Source organism: Paenalcaligenes hermetiae (assembly GCF_039543645.1).
Lineage (GTDB): Bacteria > Pseudomonadota > Gammaproteobacteria > Burkholderiales > Burkholderiaceae_B > Paenalcaligenes > Paenalcaligenes hermetiae.
In genome coordinates this window covers 121,362-141,754 of sequence record NZ_BAABKD010000011.1, presented here as the reverse complement: position 1 = coordinate 141,754, position 20,393 = coordinate 121,362, and the positions used below count along the sequence as shown (strand labels likewise).

The 20,393-nt window shown below is 48.6% G+C and carries 19 protein-coding genes; 1 reads left to right on the top strand and 18 read right to left on the bottom strand.

All coding sequences use genetic code 11. The annotated features are described in order from the left end of the window. Nucleotides 1-20 precede the first annotated feature (20 nt). The 12 genes from ABD980_RS09835 to ABD980_RS09780 all read right to left on the bottom strand — a co-directional run bounded on the left by ABD980_RS09835 (nucleotide 21) and on the right by ABD980_RS09780 (nucleotide 13,246). A complete protein-coding gene (locus ABD980_RS09835; protein ID WP_345371382.1) occupies nucleotides 21-722 on the bottom strand; it encodes an McrB family protein in 702 nt (233 codons plus the stop codon). Nucleotides 723-968: 246 nt separating this feature from the next. Beyond that, on the bottom strand, nucleotides 969-2,042 hold the full coding sequence (locus ABD980_RS09830) for an exodeoxyribonuclease VII large subunit (RefSeq protein ID WP_345371380.1): 1,074 nt from the start codon (nucleotides 2,040-2,042) through the stop codon (nucleotides 969-971). 69 nt (nucleotides 2,043-2,111) lie between these two features. Continuing rightward, a complete protein-coding gene (locus tag ABD980_RS09825) occupies nucleotides 2,112-2,723 on the bottom strand; it encodes a tRNA-uridine aminocarboxypropyltransferase (RefSeq protein ID WP_345371378.1) in 612 nt (203 codons plus the stop codon). 3 nt (nucleotides 2,724-2,726) lie between these two features. After that, nucleotides 2,727-5,591 (bottom strand): AAA family ATPase, encoded by a 2,865-nt coding sequence (locus tag ABD980_RS09820; protein ID WP_345371376.1) that lies wholly within the window; start codon nucleotides 5,589-5,591, stop codon nucleotides 2,727-2,729. An 8-nt stretch (nucleotides 5,592-5,599) separates the two neighbouring features. Next, nucleotides 5,600-6,835 carry an exonuclease SbcCD subunit D C-terminal domain-containing protein gene (locus tag ABD980_RS09815; protein WP_345371374.1) on the bottom strand — a complete coding sequence of 412 codons (1,236 nt, stop codon included), beginning with the start codon at nucleotides 6,833-6,835 and terminating at the stop codon, nucleotides 5,600-5,602. A gap of 126 nt (nucleotides 6,836-6,961) precedes the next feature. Then, nucleotides 6,962-7,519 carry a putative Fe-S cluster assembly protein SufT gene (gene sufT / locus ABD980_RS09810; RefSeq protein WP_300646930.1) on the bottom strand — a complete coding sequence of 186 codons (558 nt, stop codon included), beginning with the start codon at nucleotides 7,517-7,519 and terminating at the stop codon, nucleotides 6,962-6,964. Nucleotides 7,520-7,530: 11 nt separating this feature from the next. Further along, a complete protein-coding gene (gene sufU, locus ABD980_RS09805; protein ID WP_300646929.1) occupies nucleotides 7,531-7,983 on the bottom strand; it encodes a Fe-S cluster assembly sulfur transfer protein SufU in 453 nt (150 codons plus the stop codon). Continuing rightward, nucleotides 7,976-9,226, bottom strand: coding sequence for a cysteine desulfurase (locus tag ABD980_RS09800; RefSeq protein WP_345371371.1), 1,251 nt, complete (start codon nucleotides 9,224-9,226; stop codon nucleotides 7,976-7,978). Before ABD980_RS09800 ends, sufU begins: the two co-directional genes overlap by 8 nt. Nucleotides 9,227-9,230: 4 nt before the next feature. After that, a complete protein-coding gene (sufD, locus tag ABD980_RS09795) occupies nucleotides 9,231-10,526 on the bottom strand; it encodes a Fe-S cluster assembly protein SufD (protein WP_345371369.1) in 1,296 nt (431 codons plus the stop codon). Continuing rightward, on the bottom strand, nucleotides 10,523-11,296 hold the full coding sequence (gene sufC / locus ABD980_RS09790) for a Fe-S cluster assembly ATPase SufC (RefSeq protein ID WP_260648809.1): 774 nt from the start codon (nucleotides 11,294-11,296) through the stop codon (nucleotides 10,523-10,525). Before sufC ends, sufD begins: the two co-directional genes overlap by 4 nt. A 13-nt stretch (nucleotides 11,297-11,309) precedes the next feature. Then, nucleotides 11,310-12,758 carry a Fe-S cluster assembly protein SufB gene (gene sufB / locus ABD980_RS09785; RefSeq protein WP_260648810.1) on the bottom strand — a complete coding sequence of 483 codons (1,449 nt, stop codon included), beginning with the start codon at nucleotides 12,756-12,758 and terminating at the stop codon, nucleotides 11,310-11,312. After that, on the bottom strand, nucleotides 12,758-13,246 hold the full coding sequence (locus ABD980_RS09780) for an SUF system Fe-S cluster assembly regulator (RefSeq protein WP_300647025.1): 489 nt from the start codon (nucleotides 13,244-13,246) through the stop codon (nucleotides 12,758-12,760). The genes sufB and ABD980_RS09780 overlap by 1 nt, the downstream gene beginning before the upstream one ends. A gap of 144 nt (nucleotides 13,247-13,390) precedes the next feature. Here ABD980_RS09780 and ABD980_RS09775 point away from each other — a divergent pair, with 144 nt between their 5' ends. Next, nucleotides 13,391-14,893 carry an anti-sigma factor domain-containing protein gene (locus ABD980_RS09775; protein ID WP_345371366.1) on the top strand — a complete coding sequence of 501 codons (1,503 nt, stop codon included), beginning with the start codon at nucleotides 13,391-13,393 and terminating at the stop codon, nucleotides 14,891-14,893. On the opposite strand, the gene ABD980_RS09770 is transcribed toward ABD980_RS09775, so the two are convergent. The 6 genes from ABD980_RS09770 to rplT all read right to left on the bottom strand — a co-directional run bounded on the left by ABD980_RS09770 (nucleotide 14,890) and on the right by rplT (nucleotide 20,391). Continuing rightward, a complete protein-coding gene (locus ABD980_RS09770) occupies nucleotides 14,890-15,702 on the bottom strand; it encodes a DUF455 family protein (protein ID WP_260648813.1) in 813 nt (270 codons plus the stop codon). The genes ABD980_RS09775 and ABD980_RS09770 overlap by 4 nt on opposite strands. Nucleotides 15,703-15,749: 47 nt before the next feature. Then, nucleotides 15,750-16,130: a MerR family transcriptional regulator gene (locus ABD980_RS09765; protein WP_260648814.1), complete on the bottom strand. Its 381-nt coding sequence runs from the start codon at nucleotides 16,128-16,130 to the stop codon at nucleotides 15,750-15,752. A gap of 57 nt (nucleotides 16,131-16,187) precedes the next feature. After that, complete coding sequence (locus ABD980_RS09760; RefSeq protein WP_377536260.1) at nucleotides 16,188-16,493, bottom strand: integration host factor subunit alpha; 306 nt, start codon at nucleotides 16,491-16,493, stop codon at nucleotides 16,188-16,190. A gap of 12 nt (nucleotides 16,494-16,505) precedes the next feature. After that, on the bottom strand, nucleotides 16,506-18,911 hold the full coding sequence (gene pheT / locus ABD980_RS09755; protein WP_300647029.1) for a phenylalanine--tRNA ligase subunit beta: 2,406 nt from the start codon (nucleotides 18,909-18,911) through the stop codon (nucleotides 16,506-16,508). A 21-nt stretch (nucleotides 18,912-18,932) separates the two neighbouring features. Continuing rightward, complete coding sequence (pheS, locus tag ABD980_RS09750) at nucleotides 18,933-19,955, bottom strand: phenylalanine--tRNA ligase subunit alpha (RefSeq protein WP_345371363.1); 1,023 nt, start codon at nucleotides 19,953-19,955, stop codon at nucleotides 18,933-18,935. 76 nt (nucleotides 19,956-20,031) lie between these two features. Then, nucleotides 20,032-20,391 carry a 50S ribosomal protein L20 gene (gene rplT / locus ABD980_RS09745; RefSeq protein ID WP_260648817.1) on the bottom strand — a complete coding sequence of 120 codons (360 nt, stop codon included), beginning with the start codon at nucleotides 20,389-20,391 and terminating at the stop codon, nucleotides 20,032-20,034. Nucleotides 20,392-20,393: the final 2 nt, after the last annotated feature.

The following is a 20,393-nucleotide window of genomic DNA, read 5'->3' as shown; positions in this document are numbered from 1 at the left end:
TGGCGTGACATAACTATGACCTATTGCGAACTGCGGGCCAAGGCAAGATCGACTAAAGCTAACGAGCGGTCTGCAATATTCATTGTTCCAATCACATACAGATTAGATGGAATATGAACTCTTTCACCATCCCCCCGCCGATAGCTAAGCTCTAACGCTTCGCTTGGAGTACGCTTATCAGCCTCTAATAAAGTGAGCATCTCTCCAAAAATCTGAGCAGGATTACCACGGTTAATCTCTTCTATAACCACAACATATTGGGTACTGGCATCTTTTTTGGCATTATTGATCATTTCAAGAAATGGGCCATCAGTAAGAGCAAGCTTACCCTCAGCCGATGGCCTCCACCCACGTACAAAATCTTCATAAGATAAATTTGGGTGAAACTGCACGGCTCGAAGCAAATTATCATCCTTATATCCTATCAATGCATAGGCAAGCCGCTTTGCTAACCATGTTTTACCTGTTCCTGGCGGCCCCTGAAGAATGATATTTTTCTTACTTCTTAACTGCGAAATCATTTTGGCCAGCTTTCCTTGGTCAACAAAGCAGCCATCAGCAATAATATTTTCAATCGTATAAGATTCTAAAAACGCCCTCTTATCCAATACATTTTCAGCGTCCCATGCATCATCATCTAGAGTCATGGTGTTTGATGATGAGGAAGAGCTAACATCTTTAAATAGCATTGCCGATAAAGAGAGCTCTGGAAAAGAGTGCACAGGGTAAGAGTCCTCTTGGAATCGTAGCTCAAGCTCTTGGATAATTTTTAAATAATCTTTTGCGCTACAGTAACCACTAGGCAAAAATAACTAGACTCATTCATTATGTATTTACCTAAGCTGCTGCTCTTGCCAAGCACCGTAAGTTACCCCCGTCTATAGACCAAGCGGTACAACCCTTAGTACTGTGACCTGCGCCCAATAAAACCATAAAGCGATATAATGCTTCTATTCTGATCACCTACTCTACTTCAAAAACAACAAAACTAATAAGATAATGATCAAAATATAAGGCCAAGGGTTTTTAAAAGAAGATTTAGGCTGAATTTGCTTAAGATTTTCTTGCAAATGCTGTTTGGTTATTTCGGATTGGTTAGCAAGGACATCGATTTGCTGTTGGAGCTGACTAATTTCATATTCGCTTTGTTCTAAGCTATTTTCATATTGCTCCACCAGCCCTGCCATATGATTAAGTTGTGATTGAATATGCGCCCCCGCTTCAGCGGGTACGGTAGCAGCAAAATCCGCCATCAAATCCATCAGTGTAGAATGCCCACTGTGCCCGATGCCGGTGACTCGATAGCTTTTCTTTTGCGCAAAGGCTTCTAATACGGCCTTATCATTAAAAACAGAAAAATCTGCATCGGGGCCGCCACCGCGGATAACAACTAGAATATCCGCTCGACTGGCTTTAATTGCTGCGCAAATGTCCTCGGCCGAAGTAATACGAACTGGATATGCATTTAGACGACAGCGAGAAATTTGCTCTCCTAAGCCCTGATAAAAATCCTCATCGACCTGAGCGGTACTGGAAGCAGAATGAATCACATCTACAGAGACGACTGGGCGCAAAGGGAAGGCATTGCGTCTCGGTTTGAGCGAACGCAATTGCGCTAACTGAGCATGGGTGGCACGGCGCTCCGGTTGCTCTTGTGCATAGGGGTTATGAGCTTGAATGACTTCTAAGCGTACTGATACCACCCCCTGATAAATATTTACTACCGGATAACCAACCACTTCGACAACATCACCGTCCTCGTATGGCTCTAAAACTTTAAGCGGAGCGTTTAGTGTTAACGTGCCTTCGGCCTCAAGCTGTACACTAAATAGTTTTGAATATTGTCGCATGGCGGCAGCACGACGTTGCGCAGTCAAATTCATGAGTACACCACGTACTCTTACCAACATATGTTGATTAGACCAGCCTTTAAGTTCTCGCTGCAACGTCTCGGCCAAAAGCCGTTCTACTTCTCCACCACTTAATACCGGCGCTAACTGTGCTGTCTTTACCACATTTACCTCAACTACATTCTGTGTCATAAAAACTTCACATCGTAGCATGAGATGCGTCTCACCCCCACCCGCTGAACCCTTATCTACATCTATCCACTAGTGATTTTTCTGATAATTACGCGCATAGACCTCTGCCCCCATGGCTTGGATTTGTTGCTCGACCATGGTTTGAAAAGGTCTTAATAGCGGGGAAAAGTTTTGCTCTGGTTCTAAAATCTGTAAAGCGCGGGTAATGGCTTCTATGGTGGAAACCGCTGCCGCCTCGCGCGCTCTGCGCACCCGATACGCGGATGGCTCGGCTAAAGGCAGGCTTAGGTGTGGTAAGCGTTCTAATATAGGGTTAGCGTGTATGATTTTACGAACTTGGCGCCAGGTGCCATCAGGCACAATAAGTAAACTGGGAACACTCGTATTCCAAGCCGATAAGGGTTGGCATACATGGTGTGCTTTTGCCGGAAAAAGTACACAAACCTGCTCCATGCGTTCGAGTAACGCGGGCAAGGCCTCAAAGCGCTCGCCTATCCATAGCTGCGCTTGCTGCAACCCTAATACCGCCAAACGCGCCGTATTCAACGGGTGTTTACTTTCATCTGGGTGTTGTAATACTAATACCTGAGACTGGTTGGGTAAGTACGGGATCTGCGCGCACAAGCAATGCGACTGGGGTCGTGTACAGCGCGTACAGGTGGGTCTAGTGGTTATTGCCATTAGTTATATTATCGATCGACAACCTGGTCCTTGCAAACGGCTGCGCCCCCCGACTTGGGGTAGCACATGAATCTGTGTTGCTATGCGCTCTTTCAGCGCTGGCACATGAGAAATAATACCAATCAGCTTACCCTCGCCTTGGAGTTGTGCTAGGGTGGTTAAGGCCACATCCAATGCTTCTTCGTCCAGTGTCCCAAACCCCTCATCTAAAAAGAGCGAATCTACCTGTACCGTTTGACTGGCCATCTGCGATAAACCTAGCGCTAATGCCAAGCTCACAATAAAGCTTTCGCCCCCAGAAAGATTTTTCACCGAGCGCACTTCACCACCCTGATAATTATCAATTACAAAAAGCGCCAACGGCTGTTCAGTCTGATGGAGCAATAAATACCGGTCTGTCATTTTTGTTAACTGCTGATTCGCTTGTGCCACCAGCAACTCAAAAGTTAATCCTTGCGCAAAATTACGGTATTTTTTACCATCAGCAGAACCAATGAGCTCATGCAAAGCCAACCATTGCTCATAAACGGCTTGTTGTTTAAGTACGCGCTTTTGCTGGCTTTCCCATCTGGCTTTTTCTTTTTCATGTTGCTCTAGCGCATATCTGTTACGGCTGATGCTGTCTTGAATATGCTGCAGCTGTTTTTCTACCTGCTCAATCTGAGTGGTTAGGGCTGCCTGGTCCAATGTGGTGAGTTTTTTGCGCTGTTCTTGCTCTAAACGCTGCTGGGCATTGGCTAAAAGCGTACGGTTTTCTAGCGCCTGCTGGGCTAACTGTTGCTCTTTCCGCTGTAGGTCTGCTAATACCTTTTCTGGTAGTTGCGCCGCTAAAAAGGCGGCTTCATCCTGAAACGTACCCGCTAAAGCCTGAGCAAAACGTTGTTCCTGTTCTAGGATCTCTTTTTTAAACGTTTGCAGATAATGCTCTACCTGTAGCTGTTGTTGCGCTAGGCGATCTACCTCTTTTTCCGCATGCTGGTATTGCTGCGCTGCACGCTCTTGTTGTTGTCGTGCTTGTTGTAATAGCGCTTGCCACTGCTGCCTGAGCGTTTGCACCGGCACGAAAGGCCACGTATGCATGGTTAGCGGCTCGGTCCATTTTTGTAACGCCTGCTGTACATGCCGCAATAGCGGTGCCAAGATCATCCGGCTTTCTTGTGGCAGGTGGATCGTTTGCCAGTGCGTCTGGGTTTGCCCACAACGTTCACTTAGCTGTGCTTGTTGCTGTGCGAGCTCCGCTTGCTGTTGCTGATAATCTTCAAGACTTTCTTGCTCCTGATCACGGCTCTGCTGCCACTGGCTATACAAAACGGCAAACTCACGGTGGACATGTTGTTCCTGGTTCGCTAGTTTACGCAGATCCTGCTCCGCTTGCTCCAACGCTTGCAAGCGCTGCTCAACAAACTCAAGACGCTGTTCTAGCTCCGTTGGCTGTGTGGCGGCCTGTTCAGCAAAAGGATGCTCTAGTGCCCCACACAAAGGGCAGACTTCGCCCTTTACCAGCCGCTGCCGTTGTTCTTCATAACTCGCAATGCGTAACCATAGCGCTTGCTCTCGTTGTAACTGCTCTTTTTCGGTTTGCCATTCGCGTAATAAGCGCCCCTCTAATAAGTGCGCTATGTGTGCGTTTTGCGCCTGTATTTGCTCTTGATATTGTTGCAGCTGCTGTTTGGCCTGTTGGCTCTGCTGGTGTAACTGTTTAGTTTGCTTATGCTTTTGCTGCCATAACTGCTGAGTCTTTTGTCCAGTCTGCCATGTCTCCTGATAGCGGCGTAGGGCATAATTTACTTGCTCTATCTCGTCAAGCCACAGTGATAAAGACTCGCTCATCCCCAACAACTGCTGATAAACGGTAAGGCGTTGCTCATAGGTATTTTGCAGTGGCAGTAGTTGTTGCTGCTGTTGTCGCTGCTGCTCCTGTAACGCTTGAAATGTCTGCTCTTGCTCTTGTCGTTGCTGCCGCAGCCGTAGCAAACTACTATAAGAGGGTTGAATCCGTGCTGCCTGTTGGGCAAGCAGTAAGCGTTCTTGATCGGGTTTAAAGGCTAGCTGGGCCTGTTGCAAGCGCTGCGCTTCTTCGCTGAGCTGCTGGATCTCTATACGCAACGAATGCTGTATATCTATCCAGTGTGATGCCTGCTGTAACACGTTGAGCTGCTGCTGGAGTTGTTCCTGTGCTTGTTTTTCTTGTTGGATCGCTAGCTGATAAGCGTGGACTTGCTCTGGTGCTAATAAGGCCACCCCTTCTAATTGGACTTGCAACTGCTGCAGCTGCTGTTGCTCCATGCGTGTTTGCTCATGGACACGCTGAGAAATCTCACTATACATCGCGGTGCCGGTGATCTGCTCGAGCATTTCTGACTTTTCACCCACATCCGCTTTCAAAAAAGCATCAAACTGGCCTTGGGCTAATAATACTGCACGTTGAAAGCGATCAAAATTCATGCCCGTTTTTTGCTCGACCACGTCGACAACCAAACGGCGTTTGCTCTCTAGTAAGATACCCGTACTGGCATCGGCTATCTGATGGTCAGGCTCTTGCAACCGACCGGTCGGGGATTTGCGCGCACGCCGTTGTTCCCAATGACAACGAAACACCCCACCCTGACCTGCAAAAACCACCTCGGCATAGCATTCACCCGTATGTCGCGACATAATTTCATTATCGCTTTTCGTAATACGACCCAAACGTGGCGTTTGCCCATATAAAGCCAAACACATGGCATCCAGCAGTGTGGATTTACCAGCACCCGTCGGCCCGACTAAGGCAAAAATCCCTTGCGAGGCATACGGCTCCCCCCGAAAATCAATACACCATTCGCCATACAAGGAGTTTAAATTTTTAAAACGTAACTCTAAGATTTTCATGGTGCTTCCTAGGCGTGCTGATCATCCTCTTGAATTTGCTGCAAAATCTGCTGATAGCAATGCCATAACGCTGGGTGTTGGGCTTGAGGCACTTGGTGCGCCGCTAAACAACGTTCAAATACTTCCACTGGGCTAAGTTCATCTAACTGCTGAGCTTGGTGCTGAGCCTGTAGGGTTTGCTGGATCAGCAAAGGATTTTTAATGCGCAATATTTCCAATGTGCTTTCCTCTACCCACTGCTCTAGCTGCTGGCGCAAATGGGGTACACGCTCTGCGCCTGTATATTCCACCTCTAGCCACGCTTGGCTTCGCACTTGCACAAGCTGCTGGAGCTGTTGCTGGATCTGTGGCAGATCGCCTACCACCCGTACCAAATCCTGAAAACGCGGTACTGTTATCGTAGAGATTTTTCTTGTGCCCTGAGTGAAATCCACCACCACTACTTGTTTTTGTTGTCCGGCCTCGCCGTAGCCCATGGGTATCGGTGAGCCGCTATAACGAATATGTTCCTGCTGAGCCACACACTGGGGCACGTGTAAATGCCCTAATGCCACATAATCAAAAATAGCGGGGAAAATATCAACGCCTGTTTTAACCAAATTCCCTACATATAAATCACGAACCCCATCGCCATCAATGGTTTTGCCGCCAGCCACAAACAAATGCCCCATAGCAATCACCGGAAGCGCTGCTAAGCCAGCCTGCTGGTGTTGCTGTTGCAAACGCTTAGCCTGCTGGGCGACCTCCTGATAATGCCGCATCAACCCCAAACCCATTTTTTTATTCTTATCGTCTAGGTTTTCCCCTGCTTCCAACCGGCGTAAATCCTGATCACGCAGATACGGCACGGCACAGACAATAGCTTGCGCTTCGCCGTTTTTTTCTAAGACGATGATCTCGTCCTCAATCCGCTCACTCATCGCCCCCACCACATGTACATGCAGATGTTTTAATAAAGCCTGTGGAGCGGTTAAAAAGGTAGGTGAATCATGGTTACCCGCGATAATCACCACATGCGAACAACAGGTCTGTGACACCTGATACAAAAAACGATAATAATGAGCCTGTGCTGTGTGACTAGGGGTAGTCGTATCAAAAATATCCCCTGCCACCAAAAGCACATCAATTTGTTCGTTTTCAATGGTTGTTAATAGCCAATCAAAAAACGCCTCAAATTCAGCATCCCGTTTTTTGCCGTAAAGCGCACGGCCTAAATGCCAATCCGAAGTATGTAAAAAACGCATGAGGGAGGTTTCCTAAACAAAAACCTATCATAACAGTCTGTGCTAAATAGCAATAAATCCAACTAAATCAAATACGTAAAAAGCCGCTAAATTTTTCATTTAGCGGCCTTCTGTCCACTTTATTGCTTACAACATACCCAACTGTAAACGTGCGGATTCACTCATCATGTCTCGGCTCCATGGTGGGTCCCAAACCAGGTTAACATCCGCTTGGGTCACCCCTTGGATATTTAATACCTTTGCTCGCGCTTCTTCGGCAATAATCGGCCCCATCCCGCACCCAGGCGCCGTTAACGTCATATCCAGTACTACAGAAAACTCATCCGCGTTTTCTTGTGTTACATGGCACTTATACACCAGCCCTAGGTTAACAATATCAACCGGTATTTCTGGGTCAAAGACTTCGGTGAGCACTACCCAACACGCCTCTTCGATGGTTTTTTCCGTAGCCGGCTGCTCGGGAATAAAGGCTTCTACCGTTTTTATCTCTTGTCCAATGGCATCACCATCCACACCCTCGATGCGATACATGTTGCCTTCAACGATCACGGTGTAACTATTACCAAGCTTTTGCGTGATGGTGGCACTGCATCCTTTTTCGATGGTTACTGGCGAACCATAAGGAATAGTAACTGCCGGACAGTCCCGGCTGACGATGACTTCTTCGCGTTCAAAATAACTCATGACAACTGCCTTTACTCAGTTTTAGCGATCTCATCGTTTTGGTGAATCGCGTTATCTAATGTGTGCCACGCCAAAGAGGCGCATTTTACTCGAGCGGGGAACTCTTTTACCCCTGATAACACTTCTAATTTGCCTAGATCACGATCGGGGTGATCCTCTGTTAACATGGCATGCATGTCTTGGAATAACTGCTCTACTTCGGCTTTGGTTTTGCCTTTGCATGCCTCTGTCATCAGCGAGGCCGATGCCTTAGAGATCGCACAACCCTGACCAATAAACGAGACTTTTTCTACGACATCGTCTTTTAGGTGTACATAAACCCGCAATTGATCGCCACATAAAGGATTATGGCCGTCGGCTTTATGCGTTGCGTCTTCCATGTGGGCAAAATTGCGAGGGTTTCGGTTGTGATCAAAAATTACCTCTTGGTAAAGATCACGTAAACCGCCAAAATCATCACTCATCGGAAACTCCAAATAGTTTTTGCGCTTTTTTCAAGCTTGTTACTAACGCATCCACATCATCAAAGCTGTTATATAAGGCAAAGGATGCGCGCGCGGTACCTGGAATACCAAAACGAGTCATCAGTGGCATCGCACAATGATGCCCGGCTCGAATGGCCACCCCATCCATATCTAATATGGTTCCTAAATCATGGGGGTGAATATCATCGACCAAAAAGGACAGCACACCGGCTTTTTGCGCGGCGGTTCCAACCAAGGTGATGCCTTTAAGCTGTTGCAATTGTTCGGTTGCATAACGCAATAACGCATCCTCGTGCGCAGCAATCTGCGCTAAACCCACCGATTGCACATAGCGTAAAGCCTCGGCCAATACGATTACCCCGGCGATATTGGGCGTGCCCGCCTCGAAGCGCTGTGGCACGGGCGCATAAGTGCTGCCCTCAAAGCTAACGGTATGGATCATATCGCCACCACCACGCCATGGTGACATCGCATCGAGGATCTCGTATTTGGCGTACAACACCCCTGTGCCCGTAGGACCATAGATTTTGTGCCCGGAAAACACATAAAAATCACAGTCCAACGCTTGAACATCTACCACGGTATGAGCAACGGCTTGTGCGCCATCAATCAAGACTTTTGCGCCCACTTGATGCGCTAACCGCGTCATCTCGGCAACAGGGTTCACTGTCCCGAGTGCATTGGATACATGCACAATTCCCACTAGCTTGGTTTTTTCACTCAGAAGCTGCTGATACGCATCCAGATCCAGCTCACCGTTATCCAGAACCGGTACAACCTTAATCACGGCACCCGTACGCTGTGCCACTAACTGCCAAGGCACGATGTTGGAATGGTGCTCCAAGCCAGTTAGCACAATTTCATCACCGGCTTTTAAGTTATCCAACCCCCAAGTATACGCCACCAAGTTAATGCTATCGGTTGTTCCAGCGGTAAATACAATTTCTTCTACACGTCGGGCATGTAAAAATTGCTGGGTGGTAACGCGAGCTTGATCATACAAATCCGTTGCATGTTGGGATAACCAATGCACACCACGGTGAATATTGGCATTGGACTTTTCATAAAAATCCTTTTCCGCCTGAATTACAACGGCGGGTTTTTGCGTGGTCGCGCCATTATCCAAATAAACAAGGCGCTGCCCGCGAACAGGCTGCGCCAAGATAGGAAAATCGGCGCGCCGATCAAGCTGCATTGCAGGTGTAGTGACCGGCTCTACCATGGTGTTACTCTCCTAGTTGGCTTGCGCCAGGTAATCGAGATTGGATCCCTGCCGTAGCCCGTTGACGTAAAGCTTCAGACTGAACACGCTCGAGTACCTCGGCGGCAAACGCATAAATCAGCAAATTAAACGCGTCTTCACGATCTAAACCACGTGAGCGTAAATAAAATAAGCTGTCTTCATCAATTTGACCTACCGTGGCGCCATGCGCGCATTTCACATCATCGGCGTAGATTTCTAGCTCGGGTTTGCTATCAGCTTTTGCCATTTTGGATAGCAGCAAGCTATCTGAACGCTGGATTGCATCCGTGCCGTCCGCGCCCTTATGAACCACAATACGCCCTGAAAACACACCACGCCCCCGATCAGCCATAATGCCACGATAGTATTCATGGCTCGTGCAGTTAGGAACGGCATGATGAATCTGGGTGTAATGATCCACATGACGACGCTCATTGGTGTAATACAGCCCGTTTAGTAACGTATGGCAACGCTCACCATTAAAGCGTGTGGTGATGTTCGTCCGTGCAAGTTGCGCCCCAAAAGAAAAAGAATGCGACTCATAGTGTGAGTTTTGCTCTTGCTCGGCATCAATAGAAGCTAAGTGCACCGCACTTTCGCTCTGGGTTTGTAGCTTAAAATGCACCAAATTCGCATCACGGTCGGTCCAAACACGCGTTACCGCATTGCTTAAGCCAGAAAAATCATCGGCACTGATGTAATGTTCGACCACGGTCGCATGCGCACCGGCTTCAAGCGCAATAAAGTTACGCGTAAAAGCGACACAATTACCCGGCCCGGAAACAAACACCAGATGAATGGGCTTCTCGACTTGAACTGCGCGCGATACACGCACAAAGGCCCCATCCTGTGCTAAGCCCAGGTTTAAAGCATCGGGGCTAAAGCCATCATCCGCTTGACCATAAATGGTTTCGAGTGCGGTGGGCTCATTAGCGCAAACCTCTGCTACCGAACGTAGACTCACACCAGTAGGCATATCGGTTGAGGATAAGTCAGCGGCAAACTGCCCATCCACAAAAACCAACCAGTACGCTTGTTCATTGTTTTTACAGGAATCCACCAACGCTTTAGCATCAAAAGCCTCGGCAACCTGATACTGCTTGCTATCTAATAGAGCCAGTGATGTATGGCGCCAAGCCTCTAAGCGACTGGTAGGCCAACCCTCATTCGCAAAACGAGCTAACCCCTGTTGGCGCACCGTTTGCAACCAGGCCGGTGTGGCCGATTGTGCCTCGACTTGCTCCACGAAAGGGGTTACCCATGTGGGTAAGGAGGTCATACCGCGGCTCCTTTGGCTTGCTCATCTGCCTGCTCTAAAACCCAACCATAGCCACGCTCTTCGAGCTCTTTGGCTAAAGAGGCATCGCCAGTGCGTACAATGCGGCCACCCGACAACACATGCACCACATCCGGCACAATGTAATCGAGAAGTCGCTGATAGTGTGTAATCACCACCATAGAACGCTCAGGCGAACGTAGGCGGTTTACCCCTTCGGAAACAACTCGCAACGCGTCAATATCTAAGCCTGAGTCCGTTTCGTCTAAAATCGCTAGCTTAGGCTGTAGCATGCTCATCTGTAATACTTCGTTGCGCTTTTTCTCACCCCCTGAGAACCCTTCGTTCACAGAGCGATGTAAGAATTCCTCGCGCATACCTACGACTTTCATTTCCTCTTTGACAAGTTTTAGAAAGTCAATAGCATCCAATTCAGGCTGACCTTGCTCACGACGTACGGCATTAACAGCTGTACGTAAAAAATAGGCATTGGATACCCCTGGGATTTCGATGGGGTATTGGAATGCTAAAAACAAGCCCGAACGTGCGCGATCTTCGATGGACATATCCAGTAGATCTTGGCCTAGCCACTCTACTGAGCCAGAATCAATGGTGTAGTCCTCACGACCTGCTAACACCTGAGACAGCGTGCTTTTACCTGAGCCATTCGGCCCCATGATCGCATGTACCTCACCGGGTTTGACCTCGAGGTTTAAACCGCGCAAAATTTGTTTGCCTTCAACAGAGGCATGTAAATCATTAATTTTCAACATGTTTATTCAGTCCTTAACCAACACTACCCTCAAGGCTCACGCCAAGTAGGTTTTGGGCCTCTACGGCAAATTCCATAGGTAACTCTTTAATCACTTCTTTACAGAAGCCATTTACAATCATGGACACGGCGTCTTCGGCAGAGATACCACGCTGCATCGCATAAAACAGCTGATCTTCCCCAATACGTGAGGCCGTGGCTTCATGCTCCACACTGGCTGTAGGGTTTTGTACCTCGACCACAGGGAAAGTATGAGCAGCGCATTCTTTACCAATCAGCAGCGAATCACATTGCGTGTAATTGCGTGCGTTTTCCGCTTTGGGACTAACGCGCACTAAACCTCGATAGGTATTAAGCCCGCGACCAGCAGAAATCCCTTTAGAGATAATGGTGCTAGTCGTGTTTTTCCCCATATGGATCATTTTGGTTCCAGTGTCCGCTTGCTGACGATGGTTGCTTAACGCGACCGAGTAAAACTCGCCAACCGAGTCATCACCACGCAAGACAACACTCGGGTATTTCCATGTAATGGCTGAACCCGTTTCCACCTGCGTCCAAGAGATATGAGAGCGAGCGCCACGGCATTCACCACGTTTGGTCACGAAGTTATAAATCCCGCCCTTACCATCCTTGTCACCGGGATACCAGTTTTGTACGGTAGAGTATTTAATTTTGGCGTCATCTAACGCTACTAACTCGACAACGGCCGCATGCAGCTGGTTTTCATCCCGCATGGGCGCCGTACAGCCCTCTAGGTAACTCACCGAAGCGCCTTCCTCGGCAATAATCAAAGTACGCTCAAACTGCCCTGTATCCGGTGAGTTAATACGGAAATACGTGGATAGTTCCATCGGACATTTGACCCCTTTAGGGATATAAACAAAAGAACCATCCGAAAACACTGCGGAGTTCAGGGCCGCATAAAAGTTATCACTGGGCGGCACCACCGTACCTAGGTATTTTTGTACCAGATCGGGGTATTCCCGCACGGCTTCTGAAAAGGAGCAGAAGATAACGCCTACCTCTTCGAGTTGCTTACGGAAAGTGGTCGCCACTGACACCGAATCAAAAACGGCATCCACCGCCACTCCGGCTAACCGCGCACGCTCGTGTAAGGGCACGCCTAGTTTTTCATACGTACGCAAAAGCTCTGGGTCGACCTCATCCAAGCTTTTAGGTCCATCCATTTTGCTTTTCGGTGCTGAATAATAGCTGATGTCTTGGAAATCGATAGGCTCGTATTCCACCACCGACCATGTTGGCTCTTTCATTTGTAGCCACTGGCGGTAGGCGGCTAAACGCCACTCCAACATAAACTCAGGCTCTTGTTTAATAGCCGAAATACGTCGAATGGTGTCTTCGCTTAGGCCTTTAGGAATCGTAATCGATTCAATCTCGGTAATAAACCCAGCCTCATAGTCACGATCCAAGAACGTGTCGAGGTGTTCATTAACAGTACTCATTAAGATAACTCCGCTGTGGAAGTGCTGTTCTGACGTCTTGATGTAGTCACAAATCCGTCGGATTGCTTCAAAGGGTATTCGTTATTAGGGCGAAGCATGTCAGCAACGCTGACATCTTCTAGCGTTCGGCGTACAATATCATTGATACGCTGCCAATTGCTACGTAGATGGCAATCTTGTTCTACCGAACAGGCTCCGGGGTGGGCAACGCACTCGGTTAAACCAAAGGGCTGATCATCCAAGGCATCAATAATTTGAGCGATGTTTATTTGATCCGCCGGTCTGGCTAGGGCATAGCCACCGCGCGCGCCACGTGTGCTTACGACCAGCTCGTCTTGGCAAAGTAACTTTAATACTTTGCTTACGGTAGGTTGGCCCAAACCCAACACAGTGGCAAGCTCCGAAGCACTAAAAACTCGGTCTGGCTCGTTGCCCATGTGGGTCAGCACCAAGGTGCCATAATCGATGATTTTGCTAATTCGCAGCATATTCGTCTCGGTTTTTACTAACTATACCTATATAGTACCGCTTTGGTACTATATACGTCAAATAGAATGCTGCATTCTGTTACTGCATCAAACGGGCGCTCGCCCATACAATAGTTTTTTTGTTTAACCTCTTTTGGCGAGCTTATGGCTGAGCAATCTGTATCCTATCAGACCTTATTAGCACAATGTGCACAAGAAAAAAGTGCAGCACTCGAGCAACTCTATGAAAAAGAAGCCCCGGCTTTTTTAGCATTAGGCACAAGTCTTTTACAACGCACCACTGACGCCGAAGAATTAACTCGAGAAAGTTTTGCCCTTATTTGGCGGCATGCTAATGCCTATGCACCTGACATGGGTTCAGCTAAAGCGTGGATGTACAGTATTTTACGCTTTCGGGCGCAGCAACGTCTTAAACAAAGCCCAACACTAAGCCCTTTTATAAAGGTCAAAAACAGCCTCTTTATTCCTGCGCAAGCCCCTAAGGACTTGCTGCCTTTTCAGTACCTGGATGAAAAATCACGCAAAATGATAGGCCTAGCCTATCTACATGGTTATAGCTTTGCTGAAATCGCTAAGGAATGCCATAGCAGCATTAGCCACACTCAAAAACAAATTCACGACGCGCTATTGGCCTTGGCGCCGCATTATTCAGGTTGGCACCGTCCCATCAATGACGAAGTGGCACTTTTGGGAATATATTGCCTTGGTTTATTACGGGATGCACACGCCGCTCTACCTGCTCAACAACTTCTTAGTGCTGATTCTAATGCCGCTAAAGACCTCATTCAGTGGGAAGGCATTTTCTGTGCGTTAACCGCCTGTCTTACCCCTATTGAGCCCAACCCTCGTATACAACAACGTCTCTTTCAAGAGCTTGGGCTGCCAATCAGCACGCCTACCCCCGTTAAGGCTCCTGTCCCCCGCCCTCAACAGCCAAGCGCAAGCCTACAGGCCATTTTACAAAAGCCGGCCACCACACGCTTTGATACCCCCACCACCGTCAAAGCCACCCCTTCTGCGCCCAGCAGCTCTACCCCTCCTGCTTCTACAAATAGCGACCAGCCAGATAAAACTCAGGCTACAGCGCAGCCTTTGGCTACGGATACTTCTATTCCATCAACGCCAGCAGCCCCCTCTCCTGATCAAACAAAAAGAGCGCGTTTTACTTGGAGGCCACACTATATCTGGCTTATTGTTGCTTTTCTCGTCCTCCTTGCTGCGCTTGCTTGGTTACTTACCCCAAAAAGCCCCACCGTCCAAATGGTACAGATGAGCCCACGCGCCGGAGCCGTGCTTCAAGCCCCAGGGCAGACCTCTACCCCGGGCTGGGTGCTTAGCGTTGATCCCGAAGGTCATGTTTTGCTTGCCCCTCAAGTCCGCACCGATCTCCACCCGGATCAGTCTGTACAATTGTGGACCCAAGAACCCAGCAGCACAGAAATTCGCTCATTGGGTTTAATCAACCCGAATCAACCCGTCACTATTCCAGCAGAAATTATTGGTCAAGTACATGTGGGGCAAATCTTTGAAATGACGATAGAGCCCAAAGAGGGCTCGGCTGAACCCTCTAGCGCTGTGTTGTTTATCGGAAGAGTGGTTAATTTTGGTGAATACCAAGCCCCCGTTCAGGAAGCGCCCACCACTTAATTTTTAAGCTGGGCTTGTTTTTCTAGGTAATCGAGCTCTTCGGGCTGAAAACCTGCGGCACGACGCGCGGGCAAATTAAAAGGACCACGTAAGCGGGGCGCTCGGTATTGCTCCGCTAAATCCGGATATAACAACACCGCATCCAGGTCTTTTTGTAAACATATCCAGTGATACCATTTATTGCCCAAGGCCACATGACCTACTTCATCACGCAAAATAATATCCAAAATCGCAGCCGAATCCTCGTCGCCCGCTTGTGCAAGCTTCGCTCTAACCACCGGACAGGCATCTAGCCCTCTGGCCTCTAAGGTACGTGGTACCAAAGCAAGGCGTGCTACCAAGTCATGCTTGGTTCGCTCCGCCATATCCCATAAGCCATCGTGCGCCGGAAAGTCACCATAGACATACCCCATGGTCTTTAAGCGTTGATTTAACAACTCAAAATGCAGTACTTCTTCGTAAGCCACGCATAACCAATCCCCATAAAAAGCATCAGGCATATCGGCATAACGCCAAATAATGTCTAAAGCCAAATTAATGGCATTAAACTCAATATGGGCTAAAGCATGTAAAAGCGTAGCGCGGCCCTCTGGGGTATTCAGTGAGCGCTGTTTCACCTGCTGCGGGGGCACAATGTCCGGCTTTTGTGGGCGGCCAGGTACCCCCTGACTTGGTTCTTGAATCGCTAAATCTGCCCCTACCTGCCATGGTCCCTGCTGGTGCAGCTGTTTAATGTAATTTGCTTTAGTTTTAGGGTCACTGATCAATAAAGCATGCAATGCATGCTCACGTAAGTAATCGTATTCCATAGTAAAAAAGTCCGGACGATGCCGGACTTGTTGAAGCAGCCTAAGGGCTATTGCGCCAAGGCTTTATCTAAAATATTTCTTACTGCTAGTAAATCCTGACGGATGCTTTGAAGCTCTGCACCCGATAAACGCACCGCTGCAGCGGCATCTGGCTCAATAGCACCTGTGCCCCCTAGGCGATTACGCGCTCCACCAATCGTGAACCCCTCTTCGTAGAGCAAGTGGCGGATACGACGGATCAGCAAGACCTCGTGGTGCTGATAATAACGGCGATTACCACGGCGCTTCATGGGGCGTAACTGGGTGAACTCTTGCTCCCAGTAACGCAACACATGGGGCTTAACATCACACAGCTCGCTGACCTCGCCAATGGTAAAGTAGCGTTTTGCCGGAATGGGTGGTAGGTTTTGATTTTCCATAGCATTCATTTCGTTGATCCTTTGTGCTTATTAGTATAAGCGCATTTTGTGCTCAATCCATAACCTTTACTCAAGGCCGGTATTTTCTACCGCTGACTTCAGTTTTTGACTGGCATGGAAAGTCACCACCCGACGCGCAGAAATGGGAATCGGCTCCCCGGTTTTTGGGTTACGCCCAGGACGAGAAGATTTATCTCGTACCTGAAAGTTACCAAAACCGGATAGCTTGACTTCCTCTCCCCGCTCTAGCGCCGCGCTAATTTCTGCAAAAAATGCATCCACTAGCTCTTTGGCTTCACGCTTATTGAGGCCGACTTGTTCAAAAATAAAATCGGTTAACTCCGCTTTGGTCAACGTTTTATCTATTTTCATCATCATGACACATTAAGCCCGTTGACGAATTTGATGCGCCTGCTCAAGAGCAACCAGCAGTTTATGCATCGCTTTCTCTACCCGTTCGTCCTCTAAGGTGCTCTCACTATCTTGTAGCCAGAAACGCATTGCCAGACTTTGTTCAGCGGCTTGTGCATCGGCTTTCCATACATCGAACAAACGGAACTGTTTCACAATGGTTAATTCGGTATCCGCGGCAATGGTACGCTGCAGCGTATCCACAATATCTTGATAGCTGACTGTCGTACTTAGCCAAAAAGCCAAGTCGCGCTGCACGACAGGCTGACGGGACTGCCGTTGCGGAGCAGGCATCGGCACATTCATCAGTACCTCTGCATCGAGCTCAAATAGCACAGGGGCTGTTTGAATATCAAGCTGTTGCAACCATAAGGGGTGTAATTCCCCTAACCAACCCACAACGCGCTCATCTAGTTCAATACGCGCACTACGACCAGGGTGTAACGCTGGGTGCTCAGCGGCCACAAAACGCAACTGCGCGGCACGCACACCAAACAGGTTCTCTATATCGGACTTCACATCAAAAAAGTCCACCTGGCGTGTTTTTGTCCCCCACTGTTCTGGATACACAGGCCCCCAAGCGGCAGCAGCTAAACGCATGGGCTGATGTACCCCCGCCACGGTCAAATCCCCGTCTTTAACCGAAGCATCACGCATAAAGACTTTGCCTAGCTCAAAAACCCGTACACGCGATTGACGATGACGTGCATTATGCTCAATATTAGCTAACAGCCCACCCAATAAGGATGAACGCATCACCGCCAATTGGCTCGCTATCGGATTCAGCAAGCGAATCGGGTCTTCATTGCCAGCATATTGCTTTTCCCATGCCTCTTCGACAAAGGAAAAATTAATGACCTCTTGGTAATCTAAAGCAGCAATCTGCGCACGGAGACGATGAGGTCCTTTATGGGTTTCTGTTTCAACCACAATATTTGCAGCAGCAACAGGCGCTTGATCGGGAATACGCTCAAAGCCATAAATGCGTGCAACCTCTTCGATCAGATCCTCTTCGATACGCAAATCAAATCGGTACGAAGGCGACGTTACCGTAAACACTTGATCTGCCACCGTAAACTCAAATCCCAAACGTGTAAAAATCTGGGTTACTTCTTCTTCGGTGACGGGAATACCCAAAACACGGCGGCAGCGCGCCAGCCGCATAGAAACCTGATGGGGCTCTGGCACATTAATTTTTTGATCATCAATTGGACCGGCTTGCCCCCCACAAATGGACAAGACTAGCTGCGTCATACGCTCTAAGTGCTCTACCACGTGCTCATAATCTACACCGCGCTCAAAACGATGGCTCGCCTCGGAGTGGAACTTGAACTGACGCGCACGGCCCATAATGGCCTCTGGCCACCAGAATGCGGCCTCTATGTAAATATCTTGCGTGGTGGCGGGATCAACAGCACTGTCTTCCCCACCCATAATACCGGCTAAACTTTGTGGAACGCCATTGGCTGCAATCACCCCTACCTGCTCATGCAGTTCTACCTCTTTACCGCTTAACAGGGTGAGTTTTTCCCCTGCTTTTGCCCAACGAACCTCGAGCCCCGAGGCAATTTTTGCCAAATCAAAAACATGAGTCGGACGACCAAGCTCTAACATCACATAGTTAGAAATATCCACCAACACAGAAACCGAACGCTGTCCAGCACGCTCTAAACGCTGAACCATCCAATCAGGCGTTTGCGCTGCCGCATTAATACCTTTTACTATGCGCCCAGCAAACCGCCCACATAAATCCGGTGCCGAAATTGTGACCGGCAAACGATCATCAATCGTAACAGGCACTGGCTCAAAAGAAGGCAGATTTAACGTATCGCCCGTTAATGCTGCTACCTCACGCGCCACCCCAAGCATGGACAAGCAGTCAGCTCGGTTTGGGGTCATTTTGATTTCAATAATATGATCATCTAAGTCTAGGTATTCGCGAATATCGGTGCCTACAGGAGCATCAGCTGGTAGCTCCAAGAGCCCATCGGAGTCCTCGGTAATGCCTAGCTCTTTAGCTGAACATAGCATCCCAAAGGACTCCACGCCCCGCATTTTGGCTTTACCAATTTTAAAATCACCCGGCAACACCGCGCCTAGCTGAGCTAAAGGAGCTTTTAGACCCTGACGCGCATTCGGTGCCCCACATACAATTTGTACCGTGTCTGTACCGGTATTGACCTGACAAACACGCAAACGATCCGCATCAGGATGTGGTTCTATAGCAGTGATTTCTGCTACTACCACCCCACTAAATGCCGGCGCTGCCGTAACGGATTCTTCGACCTCTAGCCCAGCCATGGTTAAGCGATGACAAAGCGTATCAGAATCCAATGCAGGATTAACTAAAGTACGTAACCAAGATTCAGAAACAAACATGAGTAATAGACCGAGCTAAAATTAAGAATTGAACTGCTTCAAAAAGCGTAAATCGCCTTCAAAGAACTGACGCAAATCGTTAACACCATAACGCAACATGGTTAAACGCTCCAGCCCCGAACCAAAAGCAAAGCCCATATATTTCTCGGGATCTAAGCCAAAATTACGCACCACATCTGGATGCACCTGACCAGAGCCAGAAATCTCTAACCATTTGCCTTTATTAGGACCCGAACTAAACATCATATCGATTTCAGCAGATGGCTCGGTAAACGGGAAAAACGAGGGGCGAAAGCGCACAACCAAGTCGTCCGTTTCAAAAAACGCACGTAAAAAATGAGTGTAAACGCCTTTTAAGTCTGCAAAAGAAATGTCCTCGGCAATCCATAAGCCCTCGACCTGGTGGAACATAGGCGAGTGCGTGGCATCGCTATCAACCCGATAAGTACGCCCAGGCGCAATCACTTTAATGGGTGGTTGATGCATACGAGCATAACGAACCTGCATAGGGCTGGTATGCGTGCGCAATAAAAACGGCAGTCCATCCTCGTCCTGCATATCCACATAAAACGTGTCTTGCATAGAGCGTGCAGGATGATTTTCAGGATTGTTTAAAGCAGTAAAGTTAGTCCAGTCGTTTTCAATTTCGGGGCCATCTGCGACCTCGAAACCAATAGAGCGAAAAATCGCTTCGACCCGCTGCCATGTCCGGATTACAGGATGGATCCCCCCCACAGAGCGACCACGCCCTGGTAAGGTCACATCAATGGTTTCTGAAGCCAAGCGCTGATTCAGCTCAGCTTGAGCCAGCTCGGCACGACGCGCATTAAGCAGTGCTTCGATTTGGCGCTTCAGTTGATTGATTGCCGCGCCTTGTGTGCGCTTTTCCTCGGGGGACAATTTAGCTAACCCCTTCATAAGAGCAGTGATCTCGCCCTGTTTACCTAAAAAAGTCGCTTTAGCATTTTCTAAAGCAGCAGCATCCACAGCCTCGGCAAAAAGAGTCTGTGCGCGTTGAATCATCTCGTCGGCCGGTAGTGTCATGGTCAATGTCTATTTCCAAAAACAAACGGGCCCTATAAAGAGCCCGTTTGTACATATACAGAATCGAATTGTGCGATTAAGCGGCTAAAGCGGATTTGGCTTGTGCTACTACGGCAGCAAAACCTGCTTTGTCGTTAACAGCCATATCGGCGAGCACTTTACGATCAAGTTCAATGTTGGCTTTGTTTAAGCCGGCAATGAACTGGCTATACGTTAAGTCTAGCTCACGGCAAGCCGCATTAATACGTGTGATCCACAAAGCGCGGAATACACGCTTGCGATTACGACGGTCACGATATGCATACTGACCGGCTTTCATTACCGCTTGTTTAGCTACGCGGTAGACGGTACTGCGACGACCACGAAAGCCTTTGGCTTCGGCTAGAACTTTTTTGTGACGGGCACGGGCATTGGCCCCACGTTTTACGCGTGACATGT

Bases quoted from the DNA above. Each gene is read 5' to 3' on its own strand.
- pheT (WP_300647029.1), bottom strand. From the start codon at position 18,911: ATGTTTGTTTCTGAATCTTGGTTACGTACTTTAGTTAATCCTGCATTG.
- sufU (WP_300646929.1), bottom strand. From the start codon at position 7,983: ATGAGTGATGATTTTGGCGGTTTACGTGATCTTTACCAAGAGGTAATT.
- ABD980_RS09760 (WP_377536260.1), bottom strand. From the start codon at position 16,493: ATGAAAATAGATAAAACGTTGACCAAAGCGGAGTTAACCGATTTTATT.
- ABD980_RS09765 (WP_260648814.1), bottom strand. From the start codon at position 16,130: ATGAATGCTATGGAAAATCAAAACCTACCACCCATTCCGGCAAAACGC.
- ABD980_RS09830 (WP_345371380.1), bottom strand. From the start codon at position 2,042: ATGACACAGAATGTAGTTGAGGTAAATGTGGTAAAGACAGCACAGTTA.
- rplT (WP_260648817.1), bottom strand. From the start codon at position 20,391: ATGTCACGCGTAAAACGTGGGGCCAATGCCCGTGCCCGTCACAAAAAA.
- ABD980_RS09800 (WP_345371371.1), bottom strand. From the start codon at position 9,226: ATGGTAGAGCCGGTCACTACACCTGCAATGCAGCTTGATCGGCGCGCC.
- sufT (WP_300646930.1), bottom strand. From the start codon at position 7,519: ATGAGTTATTTTGAACGCGAAGAAGTCATCGTCAGCCGGGACTGTCCG.
- ABD980_RS09815 (WP_345371374.1), bottom strand. From the start codon at position 6,835: ATGCGTTTTTTACATACTTCGGATTGGCATTTAGGCCGTGCGCTTTAC.
- sufC (WP_260648809.1), bottom strand. From the start codon at position 11,296: ATGTTGAAAATTAATGATTTACATGCCTCTGTTGAAGGCAAACAAATT.
- ABD980_RS09820 (WP_345371376.1), bottom strand. From the start codon at position 5,591: ATGAAAATCTTAGAGTTACGTTTTAAAAATTTAAACTCCTTGTATGGC.
- ABD980_RS09770 (WP_260648813.1), bottom strand. From the start codon at position 15,702: ATGGAATACGATTACTTACGTGAGCATGCATTGCATGCTTTATTGATC.
- sufB (WP_260648810.1), bottom strand. From the start codon at position 12,758: ATGAGTACTGTTAATGAACACCTCGACACGTTCTTGGATCGTGACTAT.
- ABD980_RS09775 (WP_345371366.1), top strand. From the start codon at position 13,391: ATGGCTGAGCAATCTGTATCCTATCAGACCTTATTAGCACAATGTGCA.
- ABD980_RS09780 (WP_300647025.1), bottom strand. From the start codon at position 13,246: ATGCTGCGAATTAGCAAAATCATCGATTATGGCACCTTGGTGCTGACC.
- sufD (WP_345371369.1), bottom strand. From the start codon at position 10,526: ATGACCTCCTTACCCACATGGGTAACCCCTTTCGTGGAGCAAGTCGAG.
- pheS (WP_345371363.1), bottom strand. From the start codon at position 19,955: ATGACACTACCGGCCGACGAGATGATTCAACGCGCACAGACTCTTTTT.
- ABD980_RS09825 (WP_345371378.1), bottom strand. From the start codon at position 2,723: ATGGCAATAACCACTAGACCCACCTGTACGCGCTGTACACGACCCCAG.